The following is a 15,573-nucleotide window of genomic DNA, read 5'->3' on the forward strand; positions in this document are numbered from 1 at the left end:
CAGGAGGAGCCCGCTGCCTGAGGGTCGACCCGACCGCGGCCTGTCAGGTGGCCGACGACAGGATTCCGGTGGCGGCGCCGACGATCGGACCGCCACCGGAATCGAGTCGTCCCGGGCGGCCAAGGACTGCGGCGGCACCGAATCCCGCCCATTCGGGGATTAGACCTGACTAATTGCACATCCCGGTCTCCGCGGGAATCCGCCGCTCCCATTGCCAGTTAAATTGGCTGTCGGACTTCGAAGTGGACAACCGTCGTGGTCCACCTGGCTGCCCCTGGTCACACCCCTGTCCGAAATGGGCGGTGTATTCGTATGTGTGAAACCAATGGCAATGACGGGATCTTGTGGACCGAACAGGTTACGCGCCAGTATGGGGTTAAGGACGCCGGTGCGCGCGTGTGTGAGGCATGGATTCGCCGGTGGTCGCAATCCCTCCAGCGTCGCAACCCGGCGCTCCCCGCAGGGCTCCCTCGTGGGTGACCGCGCACACGGCTTCGGCCCGCAGGTAGTCCTCCGCGCCGTGGATCGGCTCGGCCAGCCCCGGGTCCCGCCCGATCAGCTCGATCAGGTCGTCGATGGCTGATCCGTACCTGCCCAGCAGATGCTCCACAGTGGACACGGCGAGCCCGGTGCGCCGGGCGATGCCCGCACGGCCCTCCCACATCTCGTGGTAGCCGATCGCGCCGACGACCGGCAGTCGCTCGGTCAGCGAGGGCGGGCACGGCTCGGCCCAGGCCGCACACGGCCGCGTTCACCACGTCGGCCGCCATGACCCGGTAGGCGGTGTACTTACCACCCGCGATCACGAACAGCCCCGGGGTGGGTTCGGCGACGGCGTGTTCCCGTGACAGCTTCGCCGTCTCGCCGGCCTCGCCCGCGCACGACGTCCGCACGGAAGAACTGGTCGCCGAACTCGCCGCCCGGCCGGGCGCGGACCAGCTCAGGGACCGCTGCGGCCTGCCGCTGGCCACCTACTTCGCCGCGCCCCGGCTGCGGTGGCTGCTCGACTCGGTGCCGGGCCTGCGGGCGCGGGCCGACCGCGGCGAGGTGCTGTTCGGGACGATGGAGACCTGGATCATCTGGAACCTCACCGCCGGCACCGACGGCGGAATCCACGTCACCGACGTGACCAACGCCAGCCGCACCCTGCTGATGAACGTGGCGACGCTGTACTGGGACAGGGATCTGTTGTCGTTCTTCGACATCCCGGCACAGATGCTGCCCGAGATCCGTCCGTCCACAGGAGACTTCGGCGTCACCCGCCGGGTCGTCCCCGGCATCCCGATCCGGGCCGCGCTCGGTGATCAGCAGGCCGCGCTGTTCGGGCAGACGTGTTTTCTCCCGCGGGCAGACCAAGTGCACCTACGGCACGGGCAGCTTCCTGTTGATGAACACCGGGAACTCGTTAGTGCGCTCCACCCACGGCCTGCTGACGACGATCGGATACCAGCTGGCCGGGGAGCAGGCGGTGTACGCGCTGGAAGGCTCGATCGCGGGCACCGGATCGCTGGTGCAGTGGTTCCGCGACAACCTCGGCCTGATCGCCACCGCCCCGGAGATCGAGACGCCGGCGGCATGACCTCGGACAACCTGTTGACGCACATCCCGGTGAACCGGCCGATGATCTCCGAGACCGTCTCGCTCGGCGCGGCCTACGCGGCGGCCTGAGCGCGGGCTACCGGCCCGACCTCGAAGGCCTGCGGCGCGCGGCGGAACTCAGCTACGGCTGGGCCCGCCGCCCCTGATCGACGGCCGCATCAGGGTCTGGAGACCCTCCTGCTGGGCGCGAGCGGTGCCTACACTCACCTGCGCTGGGGCAGGCCGAAAGGCGGAGATGACAGTGTTCGGACAGCCCACGCGGATCGGCCTTGGCGCGCTCAGTCGACGGCGAACCGTCCCGATGGTGGTCGGCTCCGTGGTGGCCGCAGGCGTGCTGGTGCCACTGGCCGCCGCCCCTGCGTTCGCCGTGGGCGCGGGCTCGGGCTCGGTGTCGCTGGTCCAACTCGACGTCAGCTATTCGGAATCCTTCGACACGCTCTCGACCTCCGGGACCGCGAACACCGCGCTTCCGACCGGCTGGTACCTCGACGAGGCAGGCACGAGCACGGCCAACAACGGCGCCTATGCCGCGGGCACGGGCAGTTCGAACGCGGGGGACGTCTATAGCTTCGGCCATGTCTCCAACACCGAGCGGGCGTTCGGCACGCTCCTGTCGGGCACGCTGACACCGACGATCGGCGCCTCCTTCACCAACAACACCGGGGTTACGATCACGGCGCTCGACGTCGCCTACACCGGTGAGCAGTGGCGGCTGGGCGCGCTTCCGACGTCGGGAACCCCGGTCCGCGGCCCGGACCGCCTCGACGTCCAGGTGAGCACGGACGCCACCTCCCTGGGGACCGGGGTGTGGAGCGACGCGAACACGCTCGACTTCACCAGCCCGGTCACGAGCCCGGTCGGGGCGACCGACGGCAACAACGCCGCCAACCGGGTCGCCATCTCCGCCACGGTCTCCGGGCTCACCGTCGCCCCGAATGCGACCTTGTGGATCCGCTGGCTCGACTTCAACGTCGCGAGTTCCGACGACGGCCTGGCAGTCGACGACTTCAGCATCACTCCTCGCGCCCACGATGGGGCGCCGTTCGTCGCCGCGACCAACCCGGTCGCCGGGGCCATGAACGTGGCAACGGACGCGAACCTCGCGGTCACGTTCTCCGAACCGGTCACCGTGGAGTCGACACCACCTTGGTACTCGATCTCGTGCACCGTCAGCGGCGCGCACCAGGCGTCGGCGTCCGGCGGCCCGGCGACCTACACGCTCGACCCGGAGGTCGACTTCGCGCCGAACGAGACGTGCACCGTCACCGTCTTCGCGAGCCAGGTCACCGACGACGACGCCATCGACCCGCCGGACACCATGGCCGCCGACGCCTCCTTCGCCTTCACCACCGCCGACCAGACGACCTGCGGGGTCGGGGCGACCCGCATCCACGCGATCCAGGGCAGCGGCGCCACTGCCGCCCAGACCGGTGTGCGCACCATCGAGGGCGTCGTGGTCGGCGACTACCAGAGCACCGGGCCGCCCGCGCAGTTCGGCGGGTACTACGTCCAGGAAGAGGACGGCGACGCCGACACGAACGACCTCACCTCCGAGGGCATCTTCGTCTTCAGCGCCACCCCGGTGTCGGTCGGTGACCAGGTGAGCGTCAGGGGCACCGTCAGCGAGAACTTCGGGCTCACCCAGCTGTCGAACGTGACCGCGACGACGCTCTGCGGATCAGGGTTGTCGGTCACGCCCGCACCGGTCAGCTTCCCCGTGGCGGCCGTCTCCGACCTGGAGCGGTTCGAGGGAATGCGGGTCGACATCGCCCAGGAACTGACCGTCACCGAGGTGTTCACCCTCGGCCGCTTCGGCGAGGTGTCGCTGTCGGTCGGCGGTCGACTCGAGACCCCGACCAACGTGGTGGCACCGGGCGCGCCCGCCCAGGCGCTCCAGAACCTCAACGACCGCAGCCGGATCCTGTTGGACGACGGCATCAACACCCAGAACATCGACCCGACCGTCTATCCGCAGGGCGGGCTGAGCGCGACCAACACGCTCCGGGTCGGCGACACGGTGCCGAGCCTCACCGGCGTGCTCGACTTCCGCTTCTCCGTCTACCGGGTGCAGCCGGTCGCGCCGATCTCGTTCACCCACACCAATCCCCGGCCGCCCGCGCCGGACCCGGTCGGCGGCAACGTCCGCGCGGCCGCGTTCAACGTGCTCAACTACTTCAACGGCGACGGGGCAGGCGGCGGGTTCCCGACGGCTCGGGGCGCCGGCACGCTGGTCGAGTTCGACCGGCAGCGGGCCAAGACCATCAGCGCGATCACGGCGCTCGACGCCCACGTCGTCGGTCTCAACGAACTCGAGAACGACGCCACCGCCGGTGCGACCGTCGGTGCGATCGAGGATCTCGTCGCGGGCCTGAACGCCGCCGCCGGAACCGACAAGTGGGGCTTCATCGACAGCGGCGTCGTCGGCACGGACGCCATCCGGGTCGGGATCATCTACCAGAAGGCAGTCGTCAGCCCGGTGGGCGGCCACGCCATCATCAACTCGGCAGTGGACCCGCGGTTCATCGACACGTTGAACCGGCCGTCGATCGCCCAGACGTTCCAGCTGGCCTCGAACGGCGCTCGCTTCACGGCGGTCGTGAACCACCTGAAATCGAAGAGCTCGCCGTGCGGCGCGGGTGGGGACAGTGACAGCGGTGACGGCCAGGGCTGCTGGAACTTGACCCGAGCGCTGGCGGCCGAGGCCTTGGTCGACTGGCTGGCGACCGATCCGACCTCCGGCGGCGACGCCGACTTCCTGATCATGGGCGACTTGAACTCCTACGCGAAGGAGGATCCTGTCGCCGTCTTCGAGGACAACGGCTTCGTGAACACCATCGCCGACCGCCTCGGCGACCACGCGTACTCGTTCGTCTTCCAGGGGATGTCGGGCTACCTCGACCACGCCCTGGCGAGCGCGGCGCTCAACACGCAGATCACGGGCGTCACCGAGTGGCACATCAACGCCGACGAGCCGATCGTCCTGGACTACAACGTCGAGTTCAAGTCACCCAACCAGGTCAACACCCTGTATGCCCCAGGCCCCTACCGGTCGTCCGACCACGACCCGGTCCTGATCGGGATGAACCTCAGCGGGCCGCCAAGCGTCGACGCGGGCGGACCGTACGCCGTGGTCGAGGGCTCATCGGTGACGGTGTCGGCGTCGGGGAGCGATCCCGACGGCGACGCGGTCACGTACGCGTGGGACCTCGACAACAACGGCTCCTTCGAGACCGCGGGCCAGAGCGCGACGTTCTCGGCGGCGGGTATCGCGGCACCGGCCAGTCGCACGATCGCGGTCCGCATCACCGACGCAGGCGGACTCACCGCCACCGACACGGCCGTGGTCAACGTCATCTGGGACTTCGACAGCTTCCGGCCGCCGATCATGAGCCCGCCCGCGCTGAACAAGGCGAAGGCGGGCGGCACGGTCTCGATGCGGTTCAGCCTCTCGGGCGACCAGGGATTGACGATCCTCGCCGCCGGCAGCCCGACCTCGACAGCCATCAACTGCGACACGCGCGCACCGATCGGCGTGGCCGAGTCGACTCAGTCGGCCGGGTCGGAAGCCTTGCAGTACAACGCTTCGACCGATCTCTACACCTACAACTGGAAGACCTCGAAGGGCTGGACCGGCTGCAGGCGGTTCACGCTGACGCTGACCGATGGGACAGTCCACGACGCGGACTTCCGCTTCCTCAGGTAGTCGGCTCCCCGAGTCCAAAGTGGACAGCTCCGCCCCTGCGGGCAAACGGGATGCTCGTGATGGTCGCGTTCCTCGTCGCGGTCGGGGCCGCCGAGAACGGACGCGAAACCCGGATGTTCCTGAGCAAGGAGGCTGTGCGGCTCGCGGCCCCGGCGTCGCGATCGGCGCGGCCTGCGACGGCTGCCCGATCTGCTTGCCACCACCACCGGCCGCAACCGCCCCACCGGCTACGGCGACACCACCTACAAGTACACGATCTTCGCCCACACGGTCGCCCTCGACCCGGCCAAGACCGTCGACACGGTCACGTAGCCCGTCAACAGCGATCTGCACTTCTTCGGCATGAGCGTCGCCCCGTAGCACCGCCCCTGCGCCGCCGGGGAAATCCCGGCGGCGCGGGGGTCGGCCTGCTGGGTGCGCGGGCGCGGAACTCTGCCTCAGATTCGCAGGCCGTGGGCAGCCAGGGTGTCGCGCAGCGCCTGTTCTCCGAGTGCGATCTTCTGGGCGGCCGGGTCGAGCTTGCTGAAGACCGCCACCAACTGGGCGCCGGTGAGGCCGAAGCCGAACAGATCCAGGACATTGCGGGCCGCGGCCCACGCCGTGATGGCCGGTTCGACCATCCAGCGCAACTGCGCGGCGGGTGCCATGGCTTGCCAGGACTTGGTGCGGGCGGCGATCGAGAGGGACGCGAAGGCCGTGGCTCCCTTGCGCTCGGTCGCGTCCAGGGTGACGCCCATGGTGATCAGTTCGCGGTAGTTGGGGTAGTCACGCAGGAGTCGCACCTTGAGCTCCGGGGGCGTGGCCGCGATCAGCGCCGCGGCCTTCGGGCGGCCCGCGGCGGCGAGTTTCGTGCGGACGTCGAGGCAGTCCGCCCACTCCTTGAGTTCGAGTTCCGAGACGTAGAGGCGGGCGCGTTCGACGTCGTTCAACGCCGCCCACGTGGCGTCCTGGACCGCCGGGGCCATCGCGACGAACGCCTTCACCCAGTTCAGCAGGGTGTCGAACACCGAGGTGTCCGGTTTGCCCGCCGCGGTCATGAGCGCGTTGCTCGGTGTGCCCGGATTGCGCGTGTCGACCCGGCAGGACAGGACGAGCACCTTCGTCCAGTGTCCCCTGGCCGCGCGGCCGAGGACGCCGTCGCAGGTGTGTGGACCATCCTTCGGGCACGTTCCGTTGCCCTCGCACAGCCAGATCGTGGTGAGCTGAGCGGGGCTGCCCACGACGAAATTGGGCACGGTGAGCCCGTTGAAGAAGTCGATCGCGCTCACCTCGTGAGGCTGGAAGGGCTCGTACTGGTAGTTCGGCACCGGGTCGCCCGGGCGCAGCGCCTGCATGGGCACCCGGTGGTGGTTGGGCTTGAGCAGCTCCAACAGGTTGACGATCGCCAGCGGCGCGCCCTCCTCGGTGAAGAACTCCAGCGGCAGGTTCCGCGGCACCGTGATCATGTCCGTTCCGTCGTGCGACCCGTGCCCCATGACAACGCCAACCATCGAAGGCCTCCAGCCAGTCCGTGTCCCGACCATGATCAATCGGCGCGACCGGGCAGGACGTAACACGCATCGCGGTGCAGCCGTGCGGGAAAGACCGCGTGGTTGATCACTGACCGTGGTAGAACGGTTACGTGATCGACCGCATCCCCGCTGATCCGGCTCCGGCCGAACGCGCGGTCCATCGGCTGCGTGACTCGGGTGTCGACCTGGTGGAAGTGTCGTTCGTGGACAACACCGGCGTCGTCCGGGTGAAGGCGGTGCCGCTGGAGCGGCTGCCCGTGATCGCGGCGACCGGGGTGGGCGCGTCGCCGTGCTTCGAAACCTTCGGTGCGGACGACATCGGCGACGTCGGGCGGTACCTCGGTGGACCGGACGGCGACCTGCGGCTCGTCCCGGACGTGCGCAGACTGGTTCCGCTCGCCGCCATGCCCGGGTGGGCCTGGGCGCCCGCCGACAAGTTCACCCAGGACGGCGCCCGGTTCGTCGCCTGCCAGCGGGCGTTCGCCGCCCGGCAGGTCGACGCCGCCCAGCGCCTCGGCCTGCGGCTGGTGATGGCGGTCGAGCACGAGTGGGTCCTCGGCGCGGACAGCGACGAGTTCGTCCCGGCGGTGCACGGCCCGGCGTACGGGCAAGTCCGGCTGGAACAGGTCGCCGGGTACGGCCGCGACCTCGTCGCGGCGCTGCGGGCGCAAGGGCTGACCGTGGAGCAGTTCCACCCGGAGTACGCGACCGCGCAGGTCGAACTGTCGGTGGCGCCCAACGACCCGGTGGGAGCCGCCGACGACGCGCTGCTGGTGCGGCACACGGTCCGGTCGGTCAGCCACGGCCACGGCAGGCGGGCCTCCTTCGCGCCGTCGGTCGACGGCGCGGGTGTCGGCTCGGGCGCGCACCTGCACTTCTCGGTGCACGACGCCGACGGCCCGACCTTCCACGGCGGCGACGGGCCACTGGGGCTGCGGGCGTCCGGCCAGGCGTTCCTCGCCGGTGTGCTGCGCGAACTGCCCGCCCTGGTGGCGATCGGCGCCGGGCACCCGGCGAGCTTCCTGCGGCTGCGCCCGTCGCGCTGGGCGGGCGCGTGGCAGTGCTGGGGCCACGAGACCCGCGAAGCGGCACTGCGGATGATCACCGGGGTGGTCGGGACCGAGCAGCGGTCCGCCAACGCCGAGCTGAAGTGCGTCGACGCCAGTGCCAACCCGTATCTGCTCGTCGGCGCGGTCATCGCCGCCGGCCTCGCTGGAGTCGGCGACGAACTGCGGCTGCCCGCCCCGATCACCGGGGACCCGGCGACATTCCCCGAGCCGGATCGGGTCCCGCGGTTGCCCGCCTCCGCGGGCGAGGCGGCGGACGCACTGGAGTCCTCGGCTGTGCTGGCCGCGGCTTTGGGCCCGGAACTGCACGACGCGATCATCACGGTCCGCCGGGGCGAACACCGGCGGTGCGCGGGCCTGACTGACGCGGACCTGGCCGCCGCCACCAGGTGGGTCTGGTGATCACCGACGGGCTGCCGCTGGTCGACCACCACTGCCACGGCGTCCTCCCCCACAACCTGGACCACCGCGGGTTCACCGCGCTGCTGGGCGAGGGCCGTGGCCACGGTGGCGACCCGTTCGACTCGATGCTGGGCCTGGCGATCCGCAAGTGGTGCGCCCCGGTGCTGGGCTTGGCGCCGCACAGCACGCCTGCCGAGTACACCGCGGGGCGACTCGCCCTCGGCGCCGAGGAGGTCGCGACCAGACTGCTCCGGGCCGCCGGAGTCACCGACTGGCTGGTCGACACCGGCTACCCACCCGACGCCACCACGCCAGGCCGACTCGGCGGCGGCACCGACCACGAGGTGGTGCGCGTCGAGCAGGTCGCGGAAACCCTGGCCGGGGACGGTGATCTCACCCTCGACGTGCTCCGCACGGAGTTGGCCGAACGCGGGCAGCGAGCGGTCGCGTTCAAGACGGTGATCGCCTACCGCCGCGGCCTCGCCGTCCCCGCCGCGCGGCCCGACGACGCCGACGCCCGGCGCGCGGTCGACCGCTGGCTGCGGTCAGGACAGGCGCGGCTCACCGACCCGGTTCTGCTGGCGTGGCTGCTGCACGAGACCACCGGGATCGGCGCCGAGTTGGGCCTGCCGGTCCAGGTGCACACCGGGTTCGGCGACGACGACCTGCGGCTCGACCAGGCGAATCCGTCGCTGCTGAGCGACTTCCTCAAGGCCACGAGGGACACAGGGGTGACGGTTGTGCTGCTGCACTGCTGGCCGTTCCACCGCGAGGCGGGCTACCTCGCCCACGTCTTCGGCCACGTCCGCGTCGACGTCGGACTCGCCGTTCCGCTCGTCGGCGCCCGGGCGGGGGCGGTGTACGCCGAGCTGCTCGAACTCGCGCCGTTCCCCTCGGTCCTCTACTCATCCGACGGCTGCGGTGTCCCCGAGACCCACCACCTCGGGGCGGCCCTGTTCCGCCACCACGTCGGCCGTCTCATCGACTCCTGGATCGCCGACGACCTGGTCACGACCGCCGACGCCGAGCGGCTGGTGCGGGCGATGGCGACGGACAACGCCCAGGCCACCTACCCACTCGCCGGGGTTCGATCAGCCGGTAGATGAACTGGAGGGGTCGGCGGCGCCATCCGCCGACTGAGCCCGATCGTTTTCACGTATGTTCTCGGACCGAGGCGGTTCGTCGTGTTGTCACCGCCTGCTAGGAATCGGGCCCGCCGAGCGCCACATGCTCGGGGCCATGTCGAGGAGAGGGAAGGTCGGTCGGATGTTCCGGCGTATCGCGATCGTCAACCGAGGAGAGGCCGCGATGCGGCTCATCCACGCCGCCCGGGAGTTGGCCGCGGAGACCGGGACGGCGATCGAGACGATCGCTCTGCACACCGAGGTGGACCGCACCGCCACGTTCGTCCGTGAGGCCGACGTCGCCTACAACCTGGGGCCCGCGTCGGCCCGCCCCTACCTCGACCTGAAGGTGCTCAAGAAGGCCCTGGTCGACACTCAGGCCGACGCCGCCTGGGTCGGGTGGGGCTTCGTCGCCGAGGACCCCGCGTTCGCCTCCCTGTGCGAGGAGGTCGGTGTCACGTTCGTCGGCCCGAGCGCCGACGCCATGCGCAAGCTCGGGGACAAGATCGGCGCCAAGCTGATCGCCGAGGAGGTCGGCGTCCCCGTCGCGCCGTGGAGCCGCGGGCCGGTGGAGTCGCTCGACGCCGCCGTGGCGGCCGCGAGCCGAATCGGCTACCCGCTGATGTTGAAGGCCACCGCGGGCGGCGGCGGGCGAGGCATCCGGGTCATCACCAACGAGGCCGACCTGGCCGACGCCTACGAGCGCACCAGCCAGGAGGCGGCGCGGGCGTTCGGCAGCGGCGTCGTGTTCCTCGAACGCCTCGTCACCGGCGCCCGGCACGTGGAGGTGCAGGTCATCGCCGACGGCCAGGGCACCGCGTGGGCGCTGGGCGTTCGTGACTGCTCGATCCAGCGGCGCAACCAGAAGATCATCGAGGAGTCCGCGTCGCCCGTGCTCAGCGCGGACCAGGCCGCCGAGCTCAAGTCGTCGGCCGAGCGGCTGGCCATCGCCGTCGGCTACTGCGGCGCGGCCACCGTGGAGTTCCTGTACCACCCCGGTGACAAGGTGTTCGCGTTCCTGGAGGTCAACACCCGCCTGCAGGTGGAGCACCCGATCACCGAGTCCACCACCGGGTTCGACCTGGTCAAGGCCCAGCTGTGGGTGGCGTCGGGCAACCGGCTCGAAGGTGCGGCTCCGGTCGAGCGCGGGCACGCCGTCGAGGCCCGGCTCAACGCCGAGGACCCCGACCGCGACTTCGCCCCCTCCCCCGGCCGCATCGTCCGGTTGGAGCTGCCCTCGGGCCCCGGCATCCGGGTGGACACCGGGGTGCGCGAAGGCGACACCATCCCCGCCGACTTCGACTCGATGATCGCGAAGGTCATCGCCCACGGCCGCGACCGGACCGAGGCGCTGGGCAGGCTCCGCCGCGCCATGGCGAACACGACGGTGATCATCGACGGCGGCGCGACCAACAAGAGCTTCGTGCTCGACCTGCTCGACCAGCCCGAGGTCATCGACGCCAGCGCCGACACCGGCTGGATTGACAGGGTCCGCGGCGAGGGCAGGCTCGTCGGCCGGCGCCACTCCGCCGCGGCCATCGCCGCGGCCGCGATCCAGGCGTACGAGGAAGAGGAGGGCGCCGAACGGCAGCGGCTGCTGTCCACCGCGTTCGGCGGCCGCCCGCAGGTGCGGCACGAGAGCGGCCGCAAGCTCGACCTCAAGCTGCGGGGCGCCACCTACGTGGTCCGGGTGACGCGGGTCGGGGCGCACCGGTTCCGCGTCGGCATCGAGGCGGGCCGCGATGTCCGCACCGTCGACGTCGAACTGGACCACTTCGACCAGCACGCCGGGCAGATCCGGGTCAACGGGACCCCGCACCGCCTGCTGATGGGCACCACCGGCCCGGTCGTCCTGGTCGAGATCGACGGTGTCGCGCACCGGGTCAGCCGCGACGAGGGCGGCGTCCTGCGCTCCCCCGCCCCCGCGCTGGTCGTGGCCACCCCGGCCGCGGTCGGGGCCGAGGTTGAGGCCGGGGCACCGGTGCTGGTGCTGGAGAGCATGAAGATGGAGACGGTGCTGCGGGCGCCGTTCGCCGCCCGGATCAAGGAATGCGCCGTGGCCGTGGGCAGCCTGGTGGAGACCGGCGCCCCGCTGCTGCGCCTGGAGCCGCTCGCCGAGAACGGCATGGCCGATTCCGACGCCGGTGCCGAGGACACGGTGGACTGGGACCTGCCCGACCGCCCTGAGATCTCCCTGACCGACCGCCTGCAGGACCTGTGTGGGCAGCTTCTCGGCTACGACGTCGACCGCCAGGACGACGGCAGGGCACTGCGGGACTACCTCGCCGCGCGGCAGGAGGCGAGCGAGGGCGGCAGGCGGCCGCTGGCCGCGGAAGTGCGCCTGATGACCGCGTTCGCCGATCTCGCCGACCTGAGCCGCAACCGGCCCGCGGGTGAGGACATCGGTGGTGAGAGCCACCTGCACAGCGCGCGGGAGTACTTCCACACATACCTGCAGAGCCTCGACGTGGACCGGGCCGGGGTGCCGGAGCGGTTCCAGGCCAAGCTCACCAAGGCGCTGGGGCACTACGGGGTGACCGATCTGGAGCGCACCCCGGAGCTGGAAGGCGCCGTGTTCCGGATCTTCCTCGCCCAGCAGCGGGCGGCCACCGACGCCGGTGTCGTCGCCACACTGCTGCGCGCCTGGCTGCGGGAGCCGCCGCCGGACGAGGCGCTGCGCGAACGCGTCGGGCTCGCCATGGAACACCTGATCGCCGCCACCCAGGTGCGCTTCCCGGCGGTCTCGGACCTGGCGCGGGGTGTCGTGTTCGCCTGGCTCGGCCAGCCGCTGCTGCGCCGCAGGCGGGCCCGGGTCTACGCCGACGTCCGCAGGCACGTGCGGTACCTGGCGGCCAACCCGGACGCCGCCGACCGCGCCGAGCGGATCGACCAGATGGTGCGGACCACCGAACCCCTCGTGCGGCTGCTCAGCCAGTACCTCGACCGCAACGCGCGCGACAACGCGATCATGCTGGAGGTGCTGACCCGGCGGTACTACGGCAACAAGCGCCTGGTCGACATCCAGACCAGCGTGATCTCCGACCGCACGTTCGTGACCGCCGAGCGCACCGACTTCACCGTGGTGTCCACCGCGGCCCGCCACGACGACCTGTCCGAGGCGTTGCACGGCCTCGGCACGCTGGCCGCGGGCGCGGGCCCGCTGGAGGCCGACATCTACCTGGCGTGGCCCAGCCAGCCGGAGGACGCCGCCGAGCTGGCAGCCGAGTTGGCCGCGGTGGTCGGGCCGCACCCGCTGCCCGCGCAGGTCCGCAGGCTCACCCTCACCGTCGCGGGCCGCGGCGGCGAGGTCATGCACCAACACATCACCTTCCGCCCGTCGGACAGTGGGTCGGACAGTGGAATGGCCGAGGACCGGCTGATCCGCGGCCTGCACCCGTACATCGCCCAGCGCATGCAGCTCGAGCGCCTGCGCGAGTTCGACCTCACGCGGCTGCCGTCGGCCGACGAGGACGTGTACCTGTTCCACTGTGTGGCCAGGGAGAACCGCGCCGACGAGCGGCTGGTGGCGTTCACCCAGGTCCGCGACCTGGTGGGACTGCGCGACCACGACGGCAGGCTGGTGGCCCTGCCGACCGCGGAGAACACCCTGGCGACCTGCCTGGACTCGGTCCGCCGCGCCCAGGAGCGGCGGTCGGCGGCGACGCGGTTCAACACCAACCGGGTCGTGGTCTACGTCTGGCAGCCCAGCGACATCACCCCGGTCGAGCTGGAACAGCTGGCCAGGCGGATCCTGCCCACCACCGCGGGGGCAGGCCTGGAGGAGATCGAGTTCATCCTCCGGCAGCGGCACCCGAAGACCGGTGAGCTGGTGCGCATGGCGCTGCGGATCTCCTTCGACGCCACCGGCGCCGGGGCGCTCACGATCGGTGAGCCGTCCGACGACCCGATCCTGCCGCTGGACAACTACCGGCAGAAGGTGGTGCGGGCGAGCAGCCGGAACACGGTGTACCCCTACGAGATCACCGGCATGATCGGCGAGTTCACCGAGTACGACCTGGACGAGAACCACGCGCTGGTGCCCGTCGACCGGCCCAAGGGGCAGAACTCTGCGGCCATCGTCGCGGGCGTCGTCCGCACCCCGACCGCCCGGCACCCGGAGGGTGTCACCCGCGTCGTGCTGCTCGGCGACCCGACCACATCGCTCGGCGCGCTGGCCGAACCGGAGTGCCGCCGGGTGATCGCCGCGCTGGACCTCGCCGAGCGGCTCCAGGTGCCCGTGGAGTGGTACACGGTGTCCTCCGGCGCCCGGATCTCCATGGAGTCGGGCACCGAGAACATGGACTGGGTGGCGGCCGCGCTCAAGCGGATCGTCACGTTCACCCAGGACGGCGGCGAGATCAACATCGTGGTCGCGGGCATCAACGTGGGCGCCCAGCCGTACTGGAACGCCGAAGCGACGATGCTCATGCACACCAAGGGCATCCTGGTGATGACACCGGACTCGGCCATGGTGCTCACCGGCAAGCAGTCGCTGGACTTCTCCGGCGGGGTGTCGGCCGAGGACAACTTCGGGATAGGCGGCTACGACCGGGTCATGGGACCCAACGGGCAGGCCCAGTACTGGGCGCCGGACCTGGGGGCGGCCCGGGACCTGCTGATGTCGTACTACGACCACACCTACGTCGCCCCAGGGGAAACCGGGCCGCGCCGGGTGGAGACCAGCGACCCGCGCGACCGCGATGTGACCGGCTTCCCGCACGACGTGGTGGGCAGCGACTTCACCAGCGTCGGGCAGATCTTCTCCGCCGAGACGAACCCGGACCGCAAGAAGCCCTTCGACATCCGGGTCGTGATGCGGGCGCTGTCCGACCAGGACCGGCCGGTGCTGGAACGCTGGGCGGGCATGGCCGACGCGGAGACCGCCGTCGTGCAGGACGCGCACCTGGGCGGCATCCCGGTGTGCCTGGTGGGGATCGAGTCGCAGTCGGTGCAGCGGCGCGGTTTCCCGCCCACCGACGGCCCGGACACCTACACCGCGGGCACGCTGTTCCCGAAGTCGTCGAAGAAGGTGGCGCGGGCGATCAACGCGGCGAGCGGCAACCGGCCGCTGGTGGTGCTGGCGAACCTGTCCGGGTTCGACGGGTCACCGGAGTCGATGCGCAAACTCCAGCTGGAGTACGGCGCGGAGATCGGGCGGGCGATCGTCAACTTCCGCGGGCCGATCGTGTTCTGCGTGATCTCCAGGTATCACGGTGGCGCGTTCGTGGTGTTCTCCAAGGCGCTGAACCCGAACATGACGGTGCTCGCATTGGAGGGCTCGTTCGCATCCGTGCTCGGCGGGGCCCCGGCCGCTGCGGTGGTGTTCACCCGCGATGTCGCGGTCCGCACGGCGTCCGACCCGCGGGTGCGGGACCTGGAGGCCCGCAGCGCGGCGGCCACCGGGGCCGAGCGGGCGGCGCTGACCGCGGAACTGGACGAGCTGCGTGCCTCGGTGCGCACGGAGAAGCTCAGCGAGGTCGCGGCCGAGTTCGACCGGGTCCACCACATCGGGCGTGCGGTCGAGGTCGGCTCGGTCGACGCGGTGATCCAGGCCGATGAGCTTCGGCCGCGGGTCATCGAGGCGATCGAGGCCCGGTTGGCGTAGAGCGAGGGCGGCCCGTCACTCCTGGACGAGTGCGGGCCGCCGTTGTTTGGCGCCCGGCTGCCACGTGGCCTCGTCGAGGATGCGGCGGAAGTTGGGGCAGGCCAGGTGGCTGGGCGCGGGGCAGGCCGCGGCGTGGCGCAGGGAGTCGCGCAGGGCGGTGAGTTTGGTGATCGTCGCGTCGAGTTCGTCGGCCTTGGCGGTGAGGAGCACCCGGTCGATGCGCGGGGTGCCGTCAGGGGCGAACATGCCCGCGATCTCGTCGAGGGAGAAGCCCGCCGCGCGGCCCACCGCGATCAAGGCGAGCCGGTCGAGCGCGCCCTCGTCGTACTGGCGGCGCAGCCCGTGCCTGCCGCTCGCAGCGAGCAGGCCCTTGTCCTCGTAGTAGCGCAGTGTGGAGGCCGGGACGCCGGTGCGGCGCACCACTTCACCGATGTCGAGCATGACTTGACCTTAAGTCGGCTTGAAGTAGGAAGCTAGTGTGTCCACGAACGTTGTCGGGCTATCGGCGGATCCAGGTTTCCGCTGGGCGTGCCGCCGGAAAGCCGCTCGTACTGGGTGTACT

Annotated in this window: 7 protein-coding genes and 1 pseudogene; 5 read left to right on the forward strand and 3 right to left on the reverse strand. The window is 70.9% G+C overall.

What is annotated here, in order from left to right:
• Positions 1–376: 376 nt before the first annotated feature.
• The gene (locus ACRDSQ_RS27350) at positions 377–664 is read right to left on the reverse strand and encodes a glycerol-3-phosphate dehydrogenase C-terminal domain-containing protein (RefSeq protein ID WP_431424946.1); all 288 of its coding nucleotides are present in this window, start codon (positions 662–664) and stop codon (positions 377–379) included.
• A gap of 248 nt (positions 665–912) precedes the next feature.
• On the opposite strand from ACRDSQ_RS27350, the pseudogene ACRDSQ_RS27355 reads away from it, so the two are divergent.
• Together ACRDSQ_RS27355 and ACRDSQ_RS27360 are read left to right on the forward strand one after the other, a co-directional pair.
• Positions 913–1,573: pseudogene (locus ACRDSQ_RS27355) on the forward strand (FGGY family carbohydrate kinase); the annotation flags it as partial.
• 261 nt (positions 1,574–1,834) lie between these two features.
• Positions 1,835–5,302: an ExeM/NucH family extracellular endonuclease gene (locus ACRDSQ_RS27360; RefSeq protein WP_431424947.1), complete on the forward strand. Its 3,468-nt coding sequence runs from the start codon at positions 1,835–1,837 to the stop codon at positions 5,300–5,302.
• A gap of 437 nt (positions 5,303–5,739) precedes the next feature.
• Here ACRDSQ_RS27360 and ACRDSQ_RS27365 read toward each other — a convergent pair whose 3' ends face one another.
• The gene (locus ACRDSQ_RS27365; protein WP_431424948.1) at positions 5,740–6,825 is read right to left on the reverse strand and encodes a putative adhesin; all 1,086 of its coding nucleotides are present in this window, start codon (positions 6,823–6,825) and stop codon (positions 5,740–5,742) included.
• A 98-nt stretch (positions 6,826–6,923) separates the two neighbouring features.
• Here ACRDSQ_RS27365 and ACRDSQ_RS27370 point away from each other — a divergent pair, with 98 nt between their 5' ends.
• From ACRDSQ_RS27370 to ACRDSQ_RS27380, 3 genes are all read left to right on the forward strand, one after another.
• Positions 6,924–8,282, forward strand: a complete 1,359-nt coding sequence (locus tag ACRDSQ_RS27370) for a glutamine synthetase (RefSeq protein WP_431424949.1) — start codon at positions 6,924–6,926, stop codon at positions 8,280–8,282.
• The gene (locus tag ACRDSQ_RS27375; RefSeq protein ID WP_431424951.1) at positions 8,279–9,388 is read left to right on the forward strand and encodes an amidohydrolase family protein; all 1,110 of its coding nucleotides are present in this window, start codon (positions 8,279–8,281) and stop codon (positions 9,386–9,388) included. Before ACRDSQ_RS27370 ends, ACRDSQ_RS27375 begins: the two co-directional genes overlap by 4 nt.
• Positions 9,389–9,548: 160 nt before the next feature.
• Entirely contained in the window at positions 9,549–15,011 is a 5,463-nt protein-coding gene (locus ACRDSQ_RS27380; RefSeq protein ID WP_431424953.1) for a carboxyl transferase domain-containing protein, read from the forward strand.
• 15 nt (positions 15,012–15,026) lie between these two features.
• On the opposite strand, the gene ACRDSQ_RS27385 is transcribed toward ACRDSQ_RS27380, so the two are convergent.
• Positions 15,027–15,452: a helix-turn-helix domain-containing protein gene (locus tag ACRDSQ_RS27385; protein WP_431424954.1), complete on the reverse strand. Its 426-nt coding sequence runs from the start codon at positions 15,450–15,452 to the stop codon at positions 15,027–15,029.
• Positions 15,453–15,573: the final 121 nt, after the last annotated feature.

Origin of the sequence: Actinokineospora sp. (genome assembly GCF_050699995.1) — a bacterium.
Lineage (GTDB): Bacteria > Actinomycetota > Actinomycetes > Mycobacteriales > Pseudonocardiaceae > Actinokineospora.